21 protein-coding genes and 1 pseudogene are annotated in these 21,193 nt (G+C 33.3%); 7 read left to right on the top strand and 15 right to left on the bottom strand.

The features are described 5' to 3' along the window. The first annotated feature begins 61 nt into the window (after nucleotides 1–61). The 6 genes from RT261_RS17290 to RT261_RS17265 all read left to right on the top strand — a co-directional run bounded on the left by RT261_RS17290 (nucleotide 62) and on the right by RT261_RS17265 (nucleotide 7,858). Complete coding sequence (locus tag RT261_RS17290) at nucleotides 62–1,888, top strand: ABC transporter permease (protein WP_313134336.1); 1,827 nt, start codon at nucleotides 62–64, stop codon at nucleotides 1,886–1,888. Nucleotides 1,889–1,997: 109 nt separating this feature from the next. After that, a complete protein-coding gene (locus tag RT261_RS17285; protein ID WP_313134335.1) occupies nucleotides 1,998–3,644 on the top strand; it encodes an ATP-binding cassette domain-containing protein in 1,647 nt (548 codons plus the stop codon). 178 nt (nucleotides 3,645–3,822) lie between these two features. After that, nucleotides 3,823–4,434, top strand: coding sequence for a hypothetical protein (locus RT261_RS17280; RefSeq protein WP_313134334.1), 612 nt, complete (start codon nucleotides 3,823–3,825; stop codon nucleotides 4,432–4,434). Nucleotides 4,435–4,914: 480 nt separating this feature from the next. After that, a complete protein-coding gene (locus RT261_RS17275) occupies nucleotides 4,915–5,541 on the top strand; it encodes a TetR/AcrR family transcriptional regulator (RefSeq protein ID WP_313134333.1) in 627 nt (208 codons plus the stop codon). Beyond that, nucleotides 5,541–6,260 carry an ABC transporter ATP-binding protein gene (locus tag RT261_RS17270; protein ID WP_313134332.1) on the top strand — a complete coding sequence of 240 codons (720 nt, stop codon included), beginning with the start codon at nucleotides 5,541–5,543 and terminating at the stop codon, nucleotides 6,258–6,260. The genes RT261_RS17275 and RT261_RS17270 overlap by 1 nt, the downstream gene beginning before the upstream one ends. A 116-nt stretch (nucleotides 6,261–6,376) precedes the next feature. Next, complete coding sequence (locus RT261_RS17265) at nucleotides 6,377–7,858, top strand: ABC transporter permease (protein WP_313134331.1); 1,482 nt, start codon at nucleotides 6,377–6,379, stop codon at nucleotides 7,856–7,858. 802 nt (nucleotides 7,859–8,660) lie between these two features. On the opposite strand, the gene RT261_RS17260 is transcribed toward RT261_RS17265, so the two are convergent. Next, nucleotides 8,661–8,846: a hypothetical protein gene (locus RT261_RS17260; protein ID WP_313134330.1), complete on the bottom strand. Its 186-nt coding sequence runs from the start codon at nucleotides 8,844–8,846 to the stop codon at nucleotides 8,661–8,663. A 617-nt stretch (nucleotides 8,847–9,463) separates the two neighbouring features. Between RT261_RS17260 and RT261_RS17255 the strand changes: the two genes are divergently transcribed. Beyond that, a complete protein-coding gene (locus RT261_RS17255; RefSeq protein WP_313134329.1) occupies nucleotides 9,464–9,706 on the top strand; it encodes a hypothetical protein in 243 nt (80 codons plus the stop codon). A gap of 73 nt (nucleotides 9,707–9,779) precedes the next feature. Here the strand turns inward: RT261_RS17255 and RT261_RS17250 are convergent, their stop codons facing one another. The 14 genes and pseudogenes from RT261_RS17250 to RT261_RS17185 all read right to left on the bottom strand — a co-directional run. Next, entirely contained in the window at nucleotides 9,780–10,778 is a 999-nt protein-coding gene (locus RT261_RS17250) for a replication protein (protein WP_313134328.1), read from the bottom strand. A 222-nt stretch (nucleotides 10,779–11,000) separates the two neighbouring features. Next, nucleotides 11,001–11,783 carry a zonular occludens toxin domain-containing protein gene (locus RT261_RS17245; protein ID WP_313134327.1) on the bottom strand — a complete coding sequence of 261 codons (783 nt, stop codon included), beginning with the start codon at nucleotides 11,781–11,783 and terminating at the stop codon, nucleotides 11,001–11,003. A gap of 146 nt (nucleotides 11,784–11,929) precedes the next feature. Further along, nucleotides 11,930–12,115: a hypothetical protein gene (locus RT261_RS17240; RefSeq protein ID WP_313134326.1), complete on the bottom strand. Its 186-nt coding sequence runs from the start codon at nucleotides 12,113–12,115 to the stop codon at nucleotides 11,930–11,932. Between the two features lie 156 nt (nucleotides 12,116–12,271). Continuing rightward, complete coding sequence (locus RT261_RS17235) at nucleotides 12,272–13,555, bottom strand: hypothetical protein (RefSeq protein WP_313134324.1); 1,284 nt, start codon at nucleotides 13,553–13,555, stop codon at nucleotides 12,272–12,274. A gap of 52 nt (nucleotides 13,556–13,607) precedes the next feature. Further along, nucleotides 13,608–13,784: a hypothetical protein gene (locus RT261_RS17230; protein ID WP_313134323.1), complete on the bottom strand. Its 177-nt coding sequence runs from the start codon at nucleotides 13,782–13,784 to the stop codon at nucleotides 13,608–13,610. A gap of 172 nt (nucleotides 13,785–13,956) precedes the next feature. Further along, the gene (locus tag RT261_RS17225; RefSeq protein ID WP_313134321.1) at nucleotides 13,957–14,214 is read right to left on the bottom strand and encodes a hypothetical protein; all 258 of its coding nucleotides are present in this window, start codon (nucleotides 14,212–14,214) and stop codon (nucleotides 13,957–13,959) included. 386 nt (nucleotides 14,215–14,600) lie between these two features. Beyond that, the gene (locus RT261_RS17220; RefSeq protein ID WP_313134320.1) at nucleotides 14,601–15,452 is read right to left on the bottom strand and encodes a hypothetical protein; all 852 of its coding nucleotides are present in this window, start codon (nucleotides 15,450–15,452) and stop codon (nucleotides 14,601–14,603) included. Nucleotides 15,453–15,503: 51 nt separating this feature from the next. After that, nucleotides 15,504–15,899: a hypothetical protein gene (locus RT261_RS17215; RefSeq protein WP_313134319.1), complete on the bottom strand. Its 396-nt coding sequence runs from the start codon at nucleotides 15,897–15,899 to the stop codon at nucleotides 15,504–15,506. 195 nt (nucleotides 15,900–16,094) lie between these two features. Next, complete coding sequence (locus RT261_RS17210) at nucleotides 16,095–16,274, bottom strand: hypothetical protein (RefSeq protein WP_313134318.1); 180 nt, start codon at nucleotides 16,272–16,274, stop codon at nucleotides 16,095–16,097. A 96-nt stretch (nucleotides 16,275–16,370) separates the two neighbouring features. Next, complete coding sequence (locus tag RT261_RS17205; RefSeq protein ID WP_313134317.1) at nucleotides 16,371–18,539, bottom strand: DNA topoisomerase III; 2,169 nt, start codon at nucleotides 18,537–18,539, stop codon at nucleotides 16,371–16,373. A gap of 90 nt (nucleotides 18,540–18,629) precedes the next feature. Next, nucleotides 18,630–19,472 carry a GNAT family N-acetyltransferase gene (locus tag RT261_RS17200; protein ID WP_313134316.1) on the bottom strand — a complete coding sequence of 281 codons (843 nt, stop codon included), beginning with the start codon at nucleotides 19,470–19,472 and terminating at the stop codon, nucleotides 18,630–18,632. Nucleotides 19,473–19,507: 35 nt separating this feature from the next. Continuing rightward, nucleotides 19,508–20,371, bottom strand: a complete 864-nt coding sequence (locus RT261_RS17195) for a hypothetical protein (protein ID WP_313134315.1) — start codon at nucleotides 20,369–20,371, stop codon at nucleotides 19,508–19,510. Between the two features lie 28 nt (nucleotides 20,372–20,399). Then, complete coding sequence (locus RT261_RS17190; RefSeq protein WP_313134314.1) at nucleotides 20,400–20,867, bottom strand: cupin domain-containing protein; 468 nt, start codon at nucleotides 20,865–20,867, stop codon at nucleotides 20,400–20,402. Nucleotides 20,868–20,973: 106 nt separating this feature from the next. After that, nucleotides 20,974–21,193 (bottom strand): annotated as a pseudogene (locus tag RT261_RS17185) (inorganic pyrophosphatase); the annotation flags it as partial.

Here is a 21,193-nt window from a genome sequence, read left to right as displayed (position 1 = left end):
AAGTTAACCCAATAAGGGGCGTTTATGATACGCCCCTTAAATAATAAAGAAAGAGGAAATCATGGAACAGCAAATTTTACAAAGACCGGGGAAATCAAGAATTATTATGAATAAAGTCAAGACTTTCCTATGCAAACCCCAAAACCTTGTTTTGTTGGTTCTCGGTATTATTCTTTCTGTAACAACGATAGCGCCGATTGTTTCCATTTTTGCCGATACATTTTCTATTCATGTGGGATCTATAGATGCTCATTTGACCGGAAAGACCTCCGGTTATACATTGGTTAATTGGATTGATCTTTTTACCGGGAATCTTAGCAGGCAAAATGTTTGGACACCTCTTGGCAATACACTGCTGCTGGCTTTCTTTACCTGCCTGGGGGCAATTATTTATGGAGGTATATTTGCATATCTAGTTACAAGAACGAATCTAAAATTTAAAAAATATTTGAGTGCCATATTTATTTTTCCATATATCATGCCACAATGGACATTGGCAGTAGTATGGCAGAATTTATTTAATAGTCATGTGGTAACCGGCGGTTCTGACGGTTTACTCGCATCTTTATTCCGGATTACCATGCCTGGATGGTGGTGTAAAGGACTTTTTCCCAGTGCGGTGGTATTAGCCCTTCATTATGCACCTTTTGCGTATATTATGATTGGCGGCATCTTCCGTAATATGGATGCCAATCTGGAAGAAGCGGCAGTAATTTTAAACACGCCAAAGTGGAGAATATTCAGCCGGATAACTCTTCCTATGATTAAACCAGCAATTCTTTCCACTATCCTTTTAGTATTCGGAAGTGCCATGGGAAGTTATCCGGTACCACATTATATGAATTTAACAACTCTGTCAACAAAGTATGTCAGCATGAATGTTAACAGAGCGGGAGAGGCCAGTATTCTTGCTATTATTATGATGATCTTTGGCGTGGTTATTCTTATGATGAATCAGGTAACCACAAGCGGCCGGAAAAGCTATACAACAGTAACAGGTAAATCAGGACAGATTAGTAAAGTGAATCTTGGCAAAGTGGGTAAATATGCAATTGCTGTTGTATTTATCATCTTTACTACATTTACAAGCATTTATCCTATTATTTCCTTTGCAATGGAAACTTTCCTGCCAAATCCGGGAGATTATAGTTTTCTTACTTCAGGAAATCTAAGTAATTTAACATTAAAATGGTGGATTACTTCAGAGAACTTAACGGAAAATGGAATGTATGGACAATTGGGAATTCTATTTAATTCTACTATATGGAATGCATTTAAAGGTACATTAATTGTGTCCGTATGCTGTTCTCTGATTGCCGGTACCATAGGTACATTGGTAGGATACAGTGTCAGTAAAAACAGAAGAAGCAAAGCCGCAGGCTATGTGAATGCCATAGCATTCCTTCCCTATCTGATACCATCACTGGCAGTGGGTGTTTCCTTCTTTATCTTCGGATCGGCGCTGGGAATTTACAACACATATCTTCTGATTATTCTTGCGGGAACCGTAAAATATATACCATTTGCAAGCCGAAGTGCATTAAATTCCATGTTGCAGCTAAGCGGTGAGATCGAAGAAGCTGCAATCATACAGGATATTCCCTGGTTCAAACGAATGTTTAGAATTATTATTCCTATTCAAAAGTCATCCATTATAAGTGGCTATCTATTACCGTTTATGACTTGCCTAAGAGAACTAACTTTATTCATGCTGTTATGCTCTCAAAATAAGATTGTTACAACCTTACTTGATTATTTTGATGAAATGGGACTTTATGCATTCTCTAGCGGTATAAATCTTATTTTGATTATATTTATTATAATATGCAACGGACTGATTAATAAGGTAACAGGTGCAAGCCTGGATAAAGGAATTGGAGGAAATTAGGTTGAAAGAACAGATTTTTCAACCGGCAATTTGGGCGGTACAAATTGTGCCTGCGCACAAAAATTGCTTTGTTATTAATTGGTGCTAAAGCACCGGAATCGAGGTTAATATGCCAGAAATAGTACTAGAAAATGTTACGAAAAGATGGGGAAAGTTTTATGCAGTGGATAATCTTAACCTGGTAATAGAAGATAATGCATTTGTTACATTGCTTGGTCCTTCCGGATGCGGAAAAACCACAACACTCCGTATGATTGCAGGTCTTGAAACCCCTACAAGCGGAAAAATTACCATTGGTGGAGTTACTGTATTCGACAGTGAAATGGGAATCAATATCCCTGCCAACAAAAGACATGTGGGTTTTCTCTTCCAGAACTATGCTTTATGGCCCAATATGACAGTTTATCAAAATATATGCTTTGGTCTAAAAAACATAAAAGAAGAGATGGCGACAGTGGATTATGAGGTTAAGAATGCAGATAGACTTATTAAAATACTAAGTAAACCGGAAGAAGTTGTACAGGCAATCAATGATTGTATGGATAAATCCGGTGTTTTGGATACAGGCAGAGCATTGATTAAATTAATTGATTTATATGAAATATCTATGTTCACTGCAAGAGAACTTTTAAGTTACAAATTACAGGAAGTTTCAAATGTAAAAGAAAAAGCGAAAGAAATTTGTGAAAAATACAGAGCCGATATAGAGACTGCAAAAGGAAAATACAAAGATTCCGGCAGTGAACTAAATGAGAACTATGAAGTGATAAAGAATGGTCAGGTAGTTAAGACAGTAAGAAAAATGACTAAAGAAGAAATCGATTTGGCGGTTCGAAGAGTTTCCAGAATTGTAAAGATTGGTATGTTTATGGATCGATATCCTAGTGAATTATCCGGAGGTCAGCAGCAGCGTGTGGCTATTGCCCGTACCTTAGCTCCGGAACCTACGGTACTGTTTATGGATGAACCATTGTCAAACTTAGACGCAAAATTAAGACTTGAAATGCGATCCGAATTACAAAGACTTCATATTGATACCGGAAGTACATTTGTCTATGTTACCCATGATCAGATGGAAGCCATGACATTGGCTACTAAAATATGTCTGATTGACAACGGTGTGTTGAATCAATACGATAGACCTCTCGATGTATATAACAGACCGAATAATTTATTTGTAGCAGATTTTGTAGGAAATCCGGCTATCAATTTCATGGAAGCAAAAGGAGAACAAACAGCTGACGGAAACATTGCCTTAGAAATCCTTAAGAATGTAAAAGCCACCTTTATACCGAGAGAAAAAATGAATATGGATCTTTGGATTAAGCAACAGGAGAGGGAAGAGGAGAGTAAGCGTCAGGCAGAACTTGAAAAGCAGAAGGATAAGAAAAATGTTGAAAAAGGTAATAAAGATTCTCGTTTCCGCTATCATATTGCAAAGGTAGATGAAAATGAAATAATAGAGGAAGAGAAGAACATTACTGATCATGATTTTGTTATAGGTATCAGGCCGGAATTTATTAAAATCAGCGAGCAAGGTTCTTTAACTGGAGAAATTTACAGTGCCATGCCTACCGGTATGGAAACTACGGTAAAAATAAGAATCGGCAATTTCTTATTTACAGGAGTTGTATTTGGTGGTGTTCTATATGAAATAGGGCAAACAGTAAAATTGGACTTTGACGGTAAAGGTATGTTGTTATTTAGTCGTAAGAATGGAAATCTAATATCACAAGGTGCATTAAATGTGGAATAGAGATATTTTAATAGAGATATTTTATATTGAGCTACCTGGTTGATAAGGTTTTTAGCTAAATATACTTCGAAAATAATAATACTTTTTAGTATGTTTAATTCGAAGTCCATGATACTAGCCTTGCTCAAAGTTGTTTTCTTTGTTGTATATTATAGTATAATAGGACGGTTAAGATAATATGGAATATATTGAGATTATGGAAAAATATAGATTGGAAAATAATTTTTATACATTATCTGAAATGCGTGTGTTATGTAAAGATAATACTATATATGATTTTTTCTCAGTTTTAATATCTAAAAATGTAACATTTGGTAAAAATAACATTATTTATCCTGGAGTTATTATGGAAGCGGATATGGAGTCAAATATTGCAATAGGTAATCACAATGTATTTTTTAATAATACCCACTTAGAAGCTAAGTCTTCTGGAGAAATAATTATTGGGAATTGTAATAATTTTATGAATGGTGGGATTTCTGTCCGAAGTAATATGCCAAATAGTAAGATAACCTTTTCAAATAATGGAAGATATGATGGAAGGATTAATATCTTTGGCAACTGTGAATTTGGCGAAGGCTCTCAGATTATCGGCACCATTAATGTTTATAACTGCACTTTAATTGGAGGTGGGAGCTATAATGAAAAAGATCCGGATAGAAGAGCGGGTATTATTAAAGGCTTTGGAACTGCTAAAAATATAGTTGTTAATATGGGAATGGTGATAAATGGTTTGGGAGATTTTAATAAGTCTGCCTTGGAATTACAATCAAATTATCACAGCAAATAGAACGAAAAGAAAAATATAGAGTGTATTTTTGCTTAACTTTTTGTAACTGTCTATAGCTATATTAGAAGACACTTCAGACGTTTCATAAGAAGAAATTACGTAACTTCTTATGAAACGTTTTTTATATACAAATTGAGCTACCTGACTGATAAAGATTAGCTATCTGTTGTTTGAAATCTTCTGAATAACGGTTACCATTCTTGGACATTGTTTAACACACCATTCTTGGAATTATTGTAACGTGTTAAACTTTTCGTGTCCACAGTTATATACTAACACCATTTTATTGATTAAAAGAATAGTATTGTTAATACACTTATATGCAAATGAGGTTTATAATAATTATATTTTTCTATCATTGTGTTTTACTATCATTATAAAAAGCTTAAATATTTTTCTTTACAACCGAATCGGTTTATGATATGTTAATGTTAGTGGTAAACCGATTCGGTTTATATGGTGGAAAGGAGTGTGGATGTTTTGAGTGTATTTGAATCCTTGCCTGAAAAAAAGCGTGAACGTATTGTTAATGCGGCCCTTACAGCATTCGGAACGAATGGTTACAAGAAAACTTCAGTAGCAGACGTTGCCGCTCTTGCGGGTATATCTAAGGCTATGGTGTTTCACTACTTTGGTACGAAGCAAGGAATGTATAGATATATTGCAAATCTATGTGGTCAAATGATTTCAACTGCCATAAACAATGCAATGCCGGAAATCACAAGTGAAAGGTATTCTGATTTTTTTGAACGAATGATGATTACATCAAAGATTAAACTTGATGTAATGAAAGCCAATCCTGCTATTATGGATTTTCTGACCTCAATGTTTATGGAAAGAAATGAAGATATTCGTCCAGTTATAGATGAGTTTTTTAAAGACTTCGAACCGCTTCGAAGACAAATATTGCATACTGGAGTCCATGAATATAAATTTAAAAACTCAGCAGATATAAGTCGTGTGGAGAAAATGCTTACCTGGATGGCCAATGGGTGTGCGGAGGAGTGGAAAGGCAAACCAGCTAATGAGCTTGATGAAATAATGACAATCTTTGAAGATTGCATGAATGCACTTAAAAATCACTTTTATAAGGAGGAATATCGGTAATGTCAACTATCCAAATCAATGGACTTGTAAAGAAGTTTGGAAAATTTACCGCACTTGACGGTGTCAATATATCCGTTAAACCGGGGGAGGTACATGCATTTCTTGGTCCCAACGGCGCTGGGAAAACAACAACAATACGTTGTCTGCTTGGAATTCTAAGAGCCACAAGCGGTACGGTGCAAATGTTTGGGCAGGATGCGTGGAAGAATGCTGTAGAACTCCATAAACGAATTGCTTTCGTTCCCGGTGACGTAAACTTATGGGGTAACCTTACAGGTGGTGAAATCATCGATCTGTTTGTAGCTTTTCGAGGAGCGGAACATACTGATAAGGAACGGCGTGAACACTTTATTGAGCGTTTCGAGCTTGATCCATCTAAGAAGTGCCGTACTTATTCAAAAGGCAACCGCCAAAAAGTAGCATTGGTAGCAGCTCTTGCTTCTGACGCAGAGTTATTTATCCTTGATGAGCCAACTAGTGGACTTGATCCATTAATGGAAAAGGTATTTCAAGATAGTATAAATGAATTAAAAGACCAAGGTAAAAGTGTCTTATTATCCAGTCATATTATGAGTGAAGTCGAGAAACTGGCGGATACAATCAGCATTATCCGTGAGGGTAAAATTGTTGAAAGCGGGTCTATGGACCAAATCGCTGAAAAAGCCGCCGGAAGAACACTTGAAGAGTTCTTCCTCAGCGAGTACGAAGGGAGGAAGTGACAATGACCACAGTATCAGGGTTTGGTCGGTATTTCCGATTTATAGTACGACGTGAGCGGATAATTAGTCCACTGTGGATTGTCATTATGGTACTCCTTACTGCAGGAGTTGCAGCTATGTACCCCGGCTTGTTTGCCGGTCCAGAAGAAATTATGGCAATGGGGGAAATGCTTCGTTCTCCCGCAATGGTGGGAATGATGGGGCCTGTTTATGGGCTTGAAAGCCTGAGTACATCAATTTTATTTTCAGAGACCATGAGTTGTTGGATGATGATAGCCATTGCTGTTATGAATATTTTCTTCATCAACCGCCATACGAGAGTTGATGAAGAACTGGGGCGTCTTGAAATGCTCCGGGCATTACCCATAGGGCGTCTTGCAGGGGCGAAGAGTGCGATAATAGGAGCGTTTGTACTTAACTTTGTAATTGCTTTGCTGACAGCTGTTTCGATTATTGCTGTGAACATGGATGGTACCACAACTGCAGGAGCGTTTGCCTACGCACTATCAATAAGCGCAGTTGGATTCTTATTCGCGTCAATTACACTCCTTATGGCACAACTTTTTTCAACGTCACGTGGATCGGCAGGCGGAGCATTCTTAATGCTTGGTGTATTTTATGCCCTACGTGCATTTGGCGATGTATCGGAAAATGTTTTATCATATATTTCTCCTATGGGACTGGGACTTCGAACATTTGCGTTCTTTGAAAACAACTTTCAATATATCGGTATAATCTTTGTTGAAAGCCTTGTAATCAGTTTGCTGGCATACTTAATTTGTACGAAACGTGATCTGGGACAGGGAGTGTTTTCCGCTCGTAATGGCAGTGCAAATGCATCACGTTTTCTGAAAAGTCCTTTTGGATTGGCCTGGCGGCTTACCCGAAACGGAGTACTTGTATGGTGTCTTGTTATATTCGTCTGCGGTGCCTCCTACGGTTCGTTCCTTGGTGACATAGAGAGCTTTGTTTCAAAAAACGAGATGTATAAGCAGCTTGTAGAAGCCGGATATGGTGTGGCGGCATCAATAACGGAAAATTTCATTGCACTTTTGTATTGTATCATTTCACTTTTGGCCACGGTTCCTATAATAAACCTTGCAAATAAAATACACAGCGAAGAAAAACACGGACGACTTGAGCCCATATTGGCCCGTTCAGTTGGGCGTGTAAAGATGTTTGGCTGTTACATTATCATAGCAACAGTGGAGAGTGCAGCGGTACTGTTCTGTGGTGCTGTTGGTTTGTATATGGCATCTGCTAATACCGGACTTGTGAGTTTTGGAAGTCTTCTTAAAGCAGCAATGGTATACTTGCCGGCATTATGGGTTATGATGGGAATCAGCGTATTTCTCATTGGTATATTACCAAAACTTACAGTATTAAATTGGGCTATTTACGCATATTCCTTCGGTGCGGTTTACTTTGGACGTCTCTTTGAGATGCCAGAGTGGAGCTTGAAAATTACACCCTTCGGAAATATCCCTCAATTACCTGTGCAAGAGTTTAATATGGCCCCGCTGAATGTGCTTACCTTAATTGCGGTAGTACTGACAGTTGTAGGAATGATTGCGTTTTCGCGCAGGGACATTGAATAAACATTGAGTAAACAAAGAGGATTTTAAATCATAAAAGGTTATAAGACAAGGCGCGGATGAATTTTTGCGCCTTGTCTTATAGTAGTGGAAGGGAAGTAGTATTTCATTGTGTTACCAACTTCTAAGAAATAACTAATTATCAGAGCAAAAGTCACATTATTTTATATGTAAATTATTGTATTATTGTATTGTAAACAGTATTTTTATTAATCACCAAACACATCTGGAAATTCCCTGGGAATGATAAGTCCAAAATAATAATAGAAGAAAAAGTAAAAATACTGAGTTTTAATTCAGGACCATATTATGAAAAATAAGTTCGAAATTTAAGTTATTTTAGGTTATATAGGCCATGTGGATGAGTCAGGGGCTCAGGATGTTCTTATAAAAATCTTATTAAAGATCTTTTTATTAAAGATCTTTATAGAAGAAATTAATAAGATTTTGTGAAGTTATATAAATACAGATTCAAGAGCATCTGTAAGTATTAAGAATATATGAAAAGTCAATTTATATTAAATATTGATATTTATAAATTGATTAAATTTTTACATAACCATAGTTTATAAAAGTATAAAAGGTTTGTGAAATAAAATTATTTGAGATGTTTAGCATGGTATCTGTCAAAGAGTATAGTTTAAATTCATAATATTTATGATTATAGAGTAATTACTATATTTTAAATAATTTATAGAATACAATACGAATATGGGAGTATTTTACTACAAATACCTAATCCAGTGGCAATACCCATCCAACTATTCGATAAACTTGCGAACCGCAGAAGAGTTGAAACAAACGTTTATTCGAATAGACTATCACGTTTTTCTTGCAACATTTTTAACAATTCATTGTATATTTTTACATCAATAAAACCATGCCAAAAAGCATATTTTATATCTTTTTTAATATCTAATGTCAAAGGAGCAAGCCTATATTTTGTTAATTCGGCTATATCTTTTCTAATAGAAATTTCAGAAGGATGCATTTTTTACCTCTTTATATTCTTAATACCGGGGGATAATGGGAGAGTACACTCTGTACGACGCCATCATAAGCACTCTTTTACTTGGCGAACCCATATATCCTATTTTTTATACTTTTTATAAAAAAACGAATCAAATGTATAATTGTAATAACAACCACAATTCCAAACATTACAAAAGCCATCTTAACTCCTTAATCAGTTCTTGTTATAATTCATCAAAAAATATATCAGAAAATATTATCAAACAAACAATACAAATAACCAATCCTATAAAATTAATTATTATATTTACAACCATTTCATTTCCCCTTGCCATAATTCGCAAAATATGCTAAAATCAAATCAATTAGTTAATCTTTTCTTTCCATCTCCGTTTCGCCCCTTGAGACGGAGATTTTAAAACTATATGCAATTATCAACGTACGCACCATTGTACAAGTATGTATACAAGGTTTAGCCAATACGAACCAACTAACAATCCAACCATGCAAGGTTTACCAATGCCACCAAGAAACAACCGAACCATCAAGTGATTTCAAGTGCTATCACCTTATAACTTATTATACAATAGGTGCTATCACTTGTCAAGCTTTATTTTATATAAAAAGGAGTTAAAAATGCCATCTAAATTACCAATTATAACATTCCGTTTATCCGAAGATGACAACTTAAAATTTAAATATATTGCTGAATTTAACAATAGAAAAATAAACGACGAATTAAAAATGATTGCCAAACAGCATATATCTGAATTTGAAGCAGAACAAGGGGAATTATTAGTAGGAGAGGACGGAAAAGTTACTCTTGCAAGACCTAAAATAATAAATTCGGGGAAGTCATCGAATTCAAAAACTGGTTAAGTGAGCACAGGGATTATTGTATCCTTGTGCTTTTCCATTTTATACATATATTCATTTAAATTGTCAGAATATTCTAAATATTAAACGGAATTTGTTCTTGGATATATTCGACAGAAATAAAGTCCGTATCTTTAGAAAAATACTGTTCAACTGTAAAAATATCGGATTGCTTTTCTTTCATACAAATTACCCTGTTTATTCGCCTTAAAAATGCATTCCATGTTTCCTCACAATCTTTCTGTATACCCTCAAACTGCCGATTAAGTGGGATATTAGTAATAAGATATACTTTAGTATAACAAGCCACCTTATTAGCATATCTACAAGGCAATTCGAGCGGATAACCATCAAGATAATTAAGCATGTCTTGTATTCTCAAACTACTTCTAAATTCCTCAAATATTATTATGTCTTGACCTTTGTAATTATCCCAGGGATGTTCATAATCTGTAACTCTAAAAACATTCTGATAGCCATACATTTCCATTATTCCACGAGTTTTACCAACACCTGTATTTCCATAAATATATCTAACATCCAACCTTCTAAATTCATTTTTGTATCGTTCTTCTCTTAATATCTGCCGAACTTTTTCAACACGTTCGATATTCATCATATAGTTTGGAGCAGTTTCCAATATCTCAAAATTGCTCATACCATCTTTAATCATATCATATAAGTCTTCAATATCCGTTCTATGTCCCTGACGTTCAACAGGCATTTCTCCAAATTCCTCATGTGTATCCGGCAAATTCGTTTCTTTCTTTTTATCTTTTGCCCATTTACCCTCTTTAAAAACATAATCTTTATTAGCCTGACTAGTTCCTTTAGCCATTTCAAAGTGTGCAGGTGGAAAAAGATTTTTTAAAGTGCTGAATCTAACAGCACTACTAAAAGCCATATAAAAATGCGTATGGTATGTTTTTTTTTCCCCAATTTCATCCGACATAACCCAATATATTAAAGACTTTAGAGTTAACAATCTATCTTTAATAACCTCATGTGTAAAGCCATGTTCTAACGGATTATTAATTGTAAGTTGCCATTTACGACTTTGTGTATCTTTAGCCATATCCATCCCCCTAATTTGCGACAAAAGTTAATACGCGACATCAATTGCGACACAATTGCGACAATCGAAAACATACATCAAACATACACAAATACTATATATTTGAATATCCGCGACATGCGACATAAGTGTCCTAAGGTAATACTAGGCTTAGGACACTTTTTAAAATAGTAAATATAGAATAAAAATGCTTGGGAGCGGCAAGCGCAAACCCAAGCATTTTTATTTTTTCATATATTTCTTTAATTTCTTCTTAGGTTTCTTTACACCTAAAGCATTAAATTCAGTAACACCACGTAAATTTATTATTTCCTCATTAGACAAAAAGTCTGTCTTTTTGACATTGTCAATCAACTCCGAAGTATCATAATTCGCATACCATTTATCAGCAACAAAATTCCATTCCTTACCAACATGTCTAATCATGGCTGCATTAGACATATTTTCATAATCCCATGCATCATAATATGTATTCGATAAAAATCTCCAATATTTATTACAATCTATAACATACGTAGTAATATCGCGAAGCAATTTATCAACATGAGCAAAACGCTGTGCAGTACAAACCAACTGTTTCTTATTTTTTCTACATTGCAAAATTTGAAAGAGGAGATTAATATTAAAATCTTTCCAAGACCGAGCATTAAATAAAGTCGAAACCTCATCTATCAAAATTATAGTATTTTCCGGAGATTCTATAATTTGTTGATAATTTAAAAGCGGTTCATACGGGATATCAAAAAGCTTAATATTACTTAAAACATGCAAGTTATATCGTTTGGCTTGCGATATAACATAATTAGCAGCACTTAAAGTTTTACCCTTACCAAACATACCAACATAAATATTAAGCCCGTATCCCTGCCATATTTTCCACTTTTTATACTTAAAATAATTATAAATATCCTTAATACCATAGTAACCAATTTTATGCAAATTAAATATAAAACAACGCAAAAAAGGCAAAATAAAGAGCAAACAAGCAATTAAAACAAATATCATACAACCTCCTTACTTAGCAACAGACATAATAGTTTTACATATACTTACAATCATTTCAAGCACGCACAAAAATACAAAAAAACGGATTAGAAATTCAGGTGTAAAGCTTAAACTATCACCCATTAAGAAATTAATAAAATTATCCATTATGCCTTCAACCTCCTAAAAATACGTTTTACAATAGAGTACAGAAAGATAAAACTACACATATAAACAAATACCAAAAATAAATTATAAAAACTAACAACAACATTATAAAAGTCATACATAATGGGATCACTTACAACCTCAATAAAATCAAACGAGATAGCAGAACCAGTAACTACTTTCATAAATTCACTCCTTATAAAATAGACTAAATATAAACGCAAGTAAAATATAACCAAGAGTACAAAAAAGAAATACTTGCCACAGAGTTATAGTAAATCCGGCAACACTAAAATTAATTTCCATTATTTTAAAAACAAATTCCAGTATAGCACCCATGCTTACCCCCTTATTATCTTAAATATACCTAAAGCAACCATACAACCTATACCAATAGTAATTAAAGTCCAAATTTCAGGAGGGAAAAAAGGCATAATACTAGCAACAAGCATAGGTATTTTACCAATACCATTAACGATAGAACTAATACCAGTTAATATGCTAGTAATTATTCCTTTACTATTTGCAAGATTATCCCAATAGTCCTGACTTAAATCTTCCCCAGTATAATCCGTTCCATCACCATATTCAGGGGTTTCTATAGGCTGGCCCTCTTCATTTTCTACCACAACATTATTACCATTGGCATTAATAGTAGCACTAACCCAATTACCATATGCTTTAACATTTTTACCCTGATAAACAACATATCTAATACGCATAGAACCACTTATTTGTTTTAAATTAGATAAACTAGGTGAATACCCAAGCTTTTCCTTTATATTAAAATAAATAGGTGACTGCAAACCAAAATCAACAAATACTTCATCTTTAGTCCATTGTTGAGCAGATGCCGAAACTTCATCAATCGGACACCAATCAGAAATTACCGTTTTTTTCTCCGACATCCAATTTTTTTTGGCTTGATATGTACCTCTGTACTGAATTTGTACATTATACCCCATTGCATTTTCTTTATTTTTCCAAGTAGCCTGAAAATCATGGATATTATTACCAATTAAAAGAGCATTTTTCAAACTTTGACCGTACATCCCAGGGAGAAAATATCTAAACTCTAATGGATATCCTATATTTTCAAATGTTGGTGTTGGTATTATATTTCCATCATTATCAAGGGTTTGTCCATCCCCTAAAACGACTTTGGAACTATCATTTATAACACCCGCAGCAACATAATACATTGCAACTTCCCTATCGGTAATAATTGGGAATTGAGTAAGACCATTACTTTTACGATATCTATCTACATACTCTAAAGAACCCGAATAATCAAAAGCAACAGAAGAATCTGGTGTACCCGAAAAGTCACTAGTTTTATTACCTCCGGGTTCGTCAACATTTTCCCAATTATATACAATTGTTTCAAACCAATTATCCGTAGTTTTTGCAGTAAAAACAAAAGAATAAGCAGCTGTACCCGGATAATTACCCATATAAATACAAGGATTACCGCCCGTATTATTAACCCACCAACCATGAGTTTGACCATATTGAGTTCTTGGAGCATACCACTCATAACGTGTACCAATGGCATCTGCTTTAACATAAATAGACGGTACAAAAATAGAAATAAGCATAATAAAAAAAACAATTTTCTTTTTCATAAGACCTCCTAAAAAGAATTAAAATAGGAGAGGATATAAACCTCTCCTAAAATTACTTAGCTGCCTTTTTGGCACGTTTGAAAATTGTAAAGCCAACACCTGCTAGACCAGCATAAAGAAAAATATTAATTGGAAACTCTGTAAACAACCCCATAACGGTTTTTACTAACTGGACTATTTCTCCTAAAATGCTTGCATCAATAGCAGTTCCTGCACTTAAAAACGGCATACAAAATCCTCCTTATATTAATTTATAATTAAGAGGTTGCAAGGTTAAATACGTCCTTGCGAACCTCTTACAAACATTGTAATTCTATCGAACCTATCAAGAAAAATCTTCCTTTTCCAAACTGCGGAAAAGAGTATTTTTTTTGACAGGACGGAAGACTACGGAAATAACTTTATACAACTTTAGGTTGAAATTTTTCAACAGCAGTTAGGGAAACATAAGTTTTTTGACCAATTTTTAAATCAAATACGCAGTCAATAGTTTCCATATTCTGAATTTTAGCAAGCAGGACCTCAGATTCTTCATTAAGAAATACCTTTAAAGTATCAGTTCCTTGTAAAAAACAAGCATTCTTAAATACTTTATCAGGTTGTTTTTGACTTGTAAAAGTTTCAGTACCCAGATAAACAAAAGTGCCTTTCATTTTCATAATTATTCATTCCTTTCTTATTTTTATTATTTTTTAAGCACTAAAATCTATTTAAAGTAATAGTACTAAATAAGTATTAAATAGCACTATAACCCTAAAAAGCTATACAACTATTCGTTAAACTTGCGTTTTGCGAATAGTTGGATAGCTTTATATTTACATAAAAACCAAAATTGCAATCTTCCATTAGTTTTGTCGTTTTTTTATTACTGTACGATCTTCACAATTTTATGTCGTTTATTTTGAGGAACGCTTATATAAAACCAATTTATAATTTTATTTATTAAATCCCTGATTCTTGCTTTCGTTTATAATATATAATTCTAGATTTTCTTATGTTACAGAAACAAGTTAAGTCTACTTTTATTTCTCTTGTTCATTTTGTGTCAGTTTAGAAAAACATTCTTATATTCATTTCTAATGATTGCAAATCTTACCATAACTACCCCTCCTACTTGTTCTTCAGAAACAGTACAAGGTTTTATAAAGTACTTATCATCATAAGTTGTTAAAATAACATATTCTTGATTATCATCATCCAACAAGACTCCAAACTTTTGGGTGTCTTCACATTTATCTTTTCTATCATTGTAAAAAACATAACATATCCAATTTATTACTGCAATCACATAAACAACTAAGACTAACATATATATCGCTGTCTCTTTTTTGAGGAATTGAATTCTCGTTTCTTCTCGTTTGTTTTCCTTAAGCTTTTGCTTGCTACGTTTTATTCCTTTTATCTTTTCTTTTTTAGGCTTCTTTTCACTAAAGCAGATAATAACAATTAACTCTAATATATATATAATAATTTCCGCTCCAATAAATGTAGCCAGTGTTTCATGATTGCTAAAATCAAAGATATCATTTATTGTTCCTCCAACCCTATAAATAGCATATGTTATAATTCCGGCATTAATAAAAAATAACAAAATATGTAGAACCACTTTGCCCCGTAGTTTAGATGAATTATAAATTTCTATGTAAATTATCCCAGCTGCAATAATAATGACAATGAAAGAAAAATTTAATAGAAATTGCATTAATATATTATTGTAATCAATTTCCATATAAATTAACGGTATGCCCCAAAAATCATAATAGCCTTTTTCATACCAATATGATATGCACTTAAATAATCCAGTAACACCTATACCCAATATTGATGAGATTGCTGTTAATAAAGCCAAATGAGTCTCACACCAATCCATAATTAAAAATTTTCCTTTTTCATTCATTTATATATTCTCCCCACACTTCCATAATAATATGTAAGCTTCTTAGAGTTATTATCTCTTTAGACGAAATTTTGCTTTATCTGTAACCTTTACTTCTGGATTTTCATTTTTTAATTTTATCAGAGATGAACTATTTTCTAGAAAAATAAGAGTATCTCCATCTATTTGAAATACATATTTTTCGTTACCATCATATGTTGTCATTGTTAATATATCACCTTCTATTGAATAATTACCAAGTGATAAATGATTACTTAATAAATCATATGTGAATGATATTTGATTTTCACTAATCATAACAAATGGAGATATACCTGATTCTGTATCTACTTCCATATAATAAGATCCATACTTTACAGTTTTTGCAATATAATTATTCATGTACCATGATAGAAATAAAATAATTAAAACTACAATAAAGACAAAGAAAAATGCTCTTTTTTTCATATAAAACATCCTCCAGTAATTCAAAAATCTGAATTTAAACTAAGTGTCTAGTATTTAATTAGCATAGTTTTATTACTCACTTAAGCTCATACTATAAATAATATGAAACAGTACCTTTCACTTCTTCTATTATATGCTCTATTTTATTACATAAAATATCTTGGGACACAAGAATTTTTACATCCTCACTGACTATTAGTACAATCTTCCCAACTCACTAGAAAAGCCATAAATTGTTTTCAAAAACTGAACTGTTAAAACTCCCTTCAAACGTTTATTGGCTCGTTCCCATCCTTCAACACCGCCCCAGGACCAGTTAGGTGCCCAGCTTCCATCTGCTTCTTGTGAATCTATCAGATGTTCAAGGCAGGTCATGACATCTTTCTTATACATCGGATAATATGGGTGCCTAGGGTTCTCTATCCAATTCGTTATTTTCATCTTCACATCTCCCTCGATTTAATGTTGGTTTCAAAGCTTTAACTTAGCAAAAGCATCTGCAAAGGCACTATTTATTGGCTCTTTTTCTTCTTTATTAATTTTCTTCATATAGTTTGCAACATCCTTTTTGCTAACACCAGCACCTTCTTTTTTCCGTCTTTCTTGGAATGCCGTTAGTTTTTCTTTGTATCCGCAAACACAGGTAAATAACTGCCCTTCCCCCTGGCCTTTTAATCCCATCTTTTTGTGACATACAGGGCATCTTGCATTACTTGTCCTTTCTATTGTCTCCCTATGACCACATTCACGGTCTTGGCAAACTAACATTTTACTGTTTTTATTACTTACCAATAACATTTTTTTGCCGCAATCCGGACATTTCTTATTGGTTAGATTATCGTGTCGGAACTTGCCTTCATTCTCTTTAATCTCTACTACAATTTCTTTAGTATAAGATACCATCTCATTCATTAAATCTTGCTTTTTAAGATTTCCCTTGGCTATTTTGGATAATTTCATCTCCAATTGGGCGGTTAATTCCGGTTTTTTCAAGTCTTCCGGTACTAATTCTAATAATTGTTTTCCTTTTGATGTAATAAATATATCTTTACCCCTCTTCTCCATTAAGAACGAGTTAAATAACTTTTCTATGATATCAGCACGGGTAGCAACGGTTCCTAGTCCACCTGTTTCTCCTAATGTTTTTACCATTTCTTTTTCTTTTAGTTCTAAAAAGTTGATTGGATTTTCCATAGCTGATAATAGACTCGCTTCATTAAATGGTGCTGGTGGCTTTGTTTTTCCAGTTGTAATGGAGAATTGGATATTCTTTAGAACATCGTTTTTATTTATTTTAGGCAGCTTTTCCAGATCGGTTTCTTCTTCAAATGCATTTTCATAGATTTCTTTATAACCTAAAGACTTAATTACCTTACCCTTTGCAATAAATACTTCCTTTTCCACTTGTATCTTTATTGTTACTTCCTCATATTCACACGGTTGGCTTAATACGGATAGGAATCTTTTAATCACCAAATCATAGATCTTTCTTTCATCAGTACTTAGATTTTCAAGGCGAACATATTGTTCAGTTGGTATAATGGCGTGATGATCGCTTACTTTTTGATTATCTACAAATGAAGAATTGGTTACGATTGGTTTTCTCGCTAACATAGCTGCGTATTTTTTATATGGACCAACACTAATAGCATCTAATCGTTCTTTTAAAGTCCCTATAATATCTGTAGTAAGGTACCTCGAATCCGTTCTTGGATAAGTTAACACTTTATGATTTTCATATAAGCGTTGCATAATATTTAGAGTTTCTTTCGCTGAAAGATCATATCTCTTATTGGCATCTCTTTGTAGTTCGGTTAAATCATATAATCCAGGTGAATAGGTCTTTTTCATTATAGAAGTTACTTCTGTAACTATACCACTTTTTCCTGTTACCACTTTTAATACATTGTCTGCTCTACTTTTATCAAAGGTAGTATAGCTTTTTGATTTTGGATCTGTCCAATTAATTGTCATTCCATTAACTTTCCCGATAAGTCCATAGTATGGAACCGGTATGAAACTTTTTATATCTTCTTCTCTCTTGGCAATCATCGCTAATGTAGGTGTCTGAACTCGTCCACAAGAAAGGCTCGCATTATATTTACACGTTAGAGCCCTTGTAGCATTCATTCCCACAATCCAGTCGGCTTCAGCCCTTGCTACAGCTGCCTGGTAGAGATTCTCATATTCTTTTCCATCCTTAAGATGAGAAAAGCCTTCTTTGATTGCTTTGTCTGTAACAGATGAAATCCATAATCTTTTCACTGGCTTATTATTCTTCGCTTTTTCTAATATCCACCTAGCAACTAATTCACCCTCACGTCCAGCATCAGTAGCAATAATAATATCTGATACATCATTTCGATGAATTTGTGACTTAACGCTTTGATATTGTTTACTTGTTTGTTTCATTACAACTAATTCAAACTTCTTTGGTAACATAGGAAGATGTTCCATCTTCCACTCTTTATACTTACCATCATATACTTCAGGATCTGCTAATGAAACCAGATGACCTAGTCCCCATGTGACAATATATCGTTCTCCTTCTATGGCTCCATTTATATTTTTAGAACATTTTAAGACTTTTGCAATGTCTCTTCCAACCGATGGTTTCTCGGCTATTACTAATGATTTCATATCTCTTCCTGTACCTTTCTCGTTTTGAGTTCTATTCAAGACTAAATAGTCTCAAATTAGTAAGGTTGAAGTGTTTTTTCTTCAACCTTATCATTTATATATAACAGATTTTGTTGCATATTCAGCAATATATACTTCTTGAAATCCAAGACTATCATATAGCCTTCTTGCCTTATTTCCTACTACGCAGTAAAGTGAAACCTCATCATTTCCTTTATCCAGTATTTTATTACAAATATATTTCACAAAGTTTCGTCCGATACCTTGTCCTTGGTGTTCAGTTCTAACTGATACGCTTCCTATTTCATCCTCATCAATATGAGCATAACCAACTATTATATCGTCATGAATATATAGGAAACGCTCATTGGCTGTTTCTGCCCAGTATTTACGCATGTTTTCACTTGGCCTCTCAATAATTGAATCAGGGAAATCGCCTACGCTTACTCGCATCTCATGAAAGGCTTTTGCATACATCTCATGCGCTGAGTCGTAATCTTTACCACGATAATTTCTGATTAGCTGCTCTGGAATATCAAATCTATTGCCAGTATATTTCATATAAGCAGATGAAAATTTCCGGGTGTATCCAAATTTATTGGCAAATACTTTTGATTGAAGATTATCTATTCGATATGTTGTTGTTATTTTTTTAACACTATTTTTATATAATTTTTCTTCGCATAATTTAAGAGCAATCAATCCAATTCCTTTATTACGAAATGCTGGACTAATAAATATATATAAAAATGCATCTTTATCTATAATGAGTTCTATAATACCAACAAGTTGATCATCATCGAACACATAATAAAAATCCTCTTCCTTATTCTTAAAAGCCAATAAAAACTCAGCATCGGCATCCTCAAAATTTATTAATTCCCACGCTTTATTATAATCAGTATCAGACATTTCTCTAACTGTAATATTCATGTGTATACCTTTCTGTGTCTATGTACAATAATACATTAACATGTTAAATGTTGTTTTAAGTCTAATAATATTATTCCGTTGATATTTTTGGAAGCTATATGTAATGTATCATTTTCTATTATGGTACGTCCCGATAATGTAAGTGGAATATTTATTGTACTCTCCAATTCAAAGGTTTCCTTATTCCAAAAGCTTATTTCACTACATGGATATGAAATTGTAATAATATAATTATTATAAATCCCGACACAGTCAAACATTCTTTTATGAGTATTTCGTTTTTTTGATATACATTTTCCTGACTCTATATCAACAAGATAAAGTATTTTATCCTGGCTGGCAGCATATATATTACCCCCATCTATTAAAAAACTACCAATATTCTGTTTGCTAAGTGAAATGGATTTAATAAGTTCCGTATTTGCCTTATTGATATACAATAATTCGCCGCCAACATTTACGCCTAATAAAATGTCATTATAACTACGTAAGTCCCAAATACTGGTTGAGGATATGTGATTTATCTCTTGTATTGTTAAAGTTTTATTATCAATAACATTTATTGCCCCGTTTCGCATGCAGGTATAAATATTCTTATCATCAATCGTCATACCACAAATATCAGAAGATAGATCATTTCCTAATTGTAAAATTGATAAAACTGAATAATTATTTTTATCCAGAATGTACAATGTGTAGAAATCTCTAATAAATAATAGATTATTATTTGCAACTAAATTTCTCGAAAACCCTTCTTTTTTAAATAACTTTTTTGAATAAATTATTTCTTTAGTGTGTCTATCTATCTTGTATATGCTTTCATTAGAAATACAATCTACAAATTGATCATCGATACAAAATCCTGTTACACATTTTTCTAGATTAACTAAGTAATTCATATGGCTATCTCCTTAAATAGTTTAATCGCTACTCATCTTTATAATATTCCACCTGATCATTTGTTTTATAAAGCTGGTTAATATTCTTTCCCCATACTCCTATTTTCCCTGAATCGGGATAAAATGCCACATCAATATCATTATAAGTATCAAAATCCAAATAAATAAGTGATTCTGTCTTTGACGTATTTGTGAGCTTATGGGCACCTTTTTCATTTGCTGGGAAAAACAAAAAATCACCGGCCGAAACCAACCTATCTCCCAAAGGCGTTTTTAAGACACCTTTTCCGCTGATTATATAAAAAGATTCTTCATTCTTCATATGATAATGGTACGGGTACGCAGATTTGCATGGTGGTATTTCATATATGGAAACGGCACATTGTTCAGCAAACCCTTTTGGAACTAAATCTCGTTTATAATATTCATAGTCGTTATGTTCATTTCTATGCTTTTGTTTGATATCGGATGTTTTAATATGTAAAAATTCATTCATTCTATTACACCTCCCAAGGATGGATATAACCGTATCTTACCATGTAGTTCAAAGGAAGTCACTGTATTTTAGTAATCGAGTCTTTTGATAAATTAAGGTTAATAATTTATTTCTCTCGTCGTAATAAAATACCTTTCATATATTGTGATTCATTATGCATTTTATAAATTGTTTCCTTTTCTTCTTCGGTGCATCCAATTAGTATCTTTATTTCCGAATCCCGTTTCATTAAATCAACTGTACACATTATTGCATCAATATTCTTTTTTTCATCAGTTCCAACCCATATATCAATTCCTGAACCATCCATTGAAGTAGTATTTTTT

Source organism: Anaerocolumna sp., assembly GCF_032079385.1.
In the GTDB taxonomy this organism is placed as follows: Bacteria; Bacillota; Clostridia; order Lachnospirales; family Lachnospiraceae; genus Anaerocolumna.
The sequence above is the reverse complement of the archived record's forward strand: the minus strand, read 5'-3'. Positions and strand labels throughout refer to the sequence as shown.

Coding starts and splice junctions, on each gene's coding strand:
- RT261_RS17245 (WP_313134327.1), bottom strand. CDS start 11,783: ATGATATTTGTTTTAATTGCTTGTTTGCTCTTTATTTTGCCTTTTTTG.
- RT261_RS17265 (WP_313134331.1), top strand. CDS start 6,377: ATGTACCCCGGCTTGTTTGCCGGTCCAGAAGAAATTATGGCAATGGGG.
- RT261_RS17285 (WP_313134335.1), top strand. CDS start 1,998: ATGCCAGAAATAGTACTAGAAAATGTTACGAAAAGATGGGGAAAGTTT.
- RT261_RS17290 (WP_313134336.1), top strand. CDS start 62: ATGGAACAGCAAATTTTACAAAGACCGGGGAAATCAAGAATTATTATG.
- RT261_RS17200 (WP_313134316.1), bottom strand. CDS start 19,472: ATGAATATTACAGTTAGAGAAATGTCTGATACTGATTATAATAAAGCG.
- RT261_RS17235 (WP_313134324.1), bottom strand. CDS start 13,555: ATGAAAAAGAAAATTGTTTTTTTTATTATGCTTATTTCTATTTTTGTA.
- RT261_RS17260 (WP_313134330.1), bottom strand. CDS start 8,846: ATGCATCCTTCTGAAATTTCTATTAGAAAAGATATAGCCGAATTAACA.
- RT261_RS17240 (WP_313134326.1), bottom strand. CDS start 12,115: ATGAAAGTAGTTACTGGTTCTGCTATCTCGTTTGATTTTATTGAGGTT.
- RT261_RS17205 (WP_313134317.1), bottom strand. CDS start 18,539: ATGAAATCATTAGTAATAGCCGAGAAACCATCGGTTGGAAGAGACATT.
- RT261_RS17195 (WP_313134315.1), bottom strand. CDS start 20,371: ATGAATTACTTAGTTAATCTAGAAAAATGTGTAACAGGATTTTGTATC.
- RT261_RS17215 (WP_313134319.1), bottom strand. CDS start 15,899: ATGAAAAAAAGAGCATTTTTCTTTGTCTTTATTGTAGTTTTAATTATT.
- RT261_RS17190 (WP_313134314.1), bottom strand. CDS start 20,867: ATGAATGAATTTTTACATATTAAAACATCCGATATCAAACAAAAGCAT.
- RT261_RS17225 (WP_313134321.1), bottom strand. CDS start 14,214: ATGAAAATGAAAGGCACTTTTGTTTATCTGGGTACTGAAACTTTTACA.
- RT261_RS17270 (WP_313134332.1), top strand. CDS start 5,541: ATGTCAACTATCCAAATCAATGGACTTGTAAAGAAGTTTGGAAAATTT.
- RT261_RS17250 (WP_313134328.1), bottom strand. CDS start 10,778: ATGGCTAAAGATACACAAAGTCGTAAATGGCAACTTACAATTAATAAT.
- RT261_RS17255 (WP_313134329.1), top strand. CDS start 9,464: ATGCCATCTAAATTACCAATTATAACATTCCGTTTATCCGAAGATGAC.
- RT261_RS17280 (WP_313134334.1), top strand. CDS start 3,823: ATGGAATATATTGAGATTATGGAAAAATATAGATTGGAAAATAATTTT.
- RT261_RS17220 (WP_313134320.1), bottom strand. CDS start 15,452: ATGAATGAAAAAGGAAAATTTTTAATTATGGATTGGTGTGAGACTCAT.
- RT261_RS17210 (WP_313134318.1), bottom strand. CDS start 16,274: ATGACCTGCCTTGAACATCTGATAGATTCACAAGAAGCAGATGGAAGC.
- RT261_RS17230 (WP_313134323.1), bottom strand. CDS start 13,784: ATGCCGTTTTTAAGTGCAGGAACTGCTATTGATGCAAGCATTTTAGGA.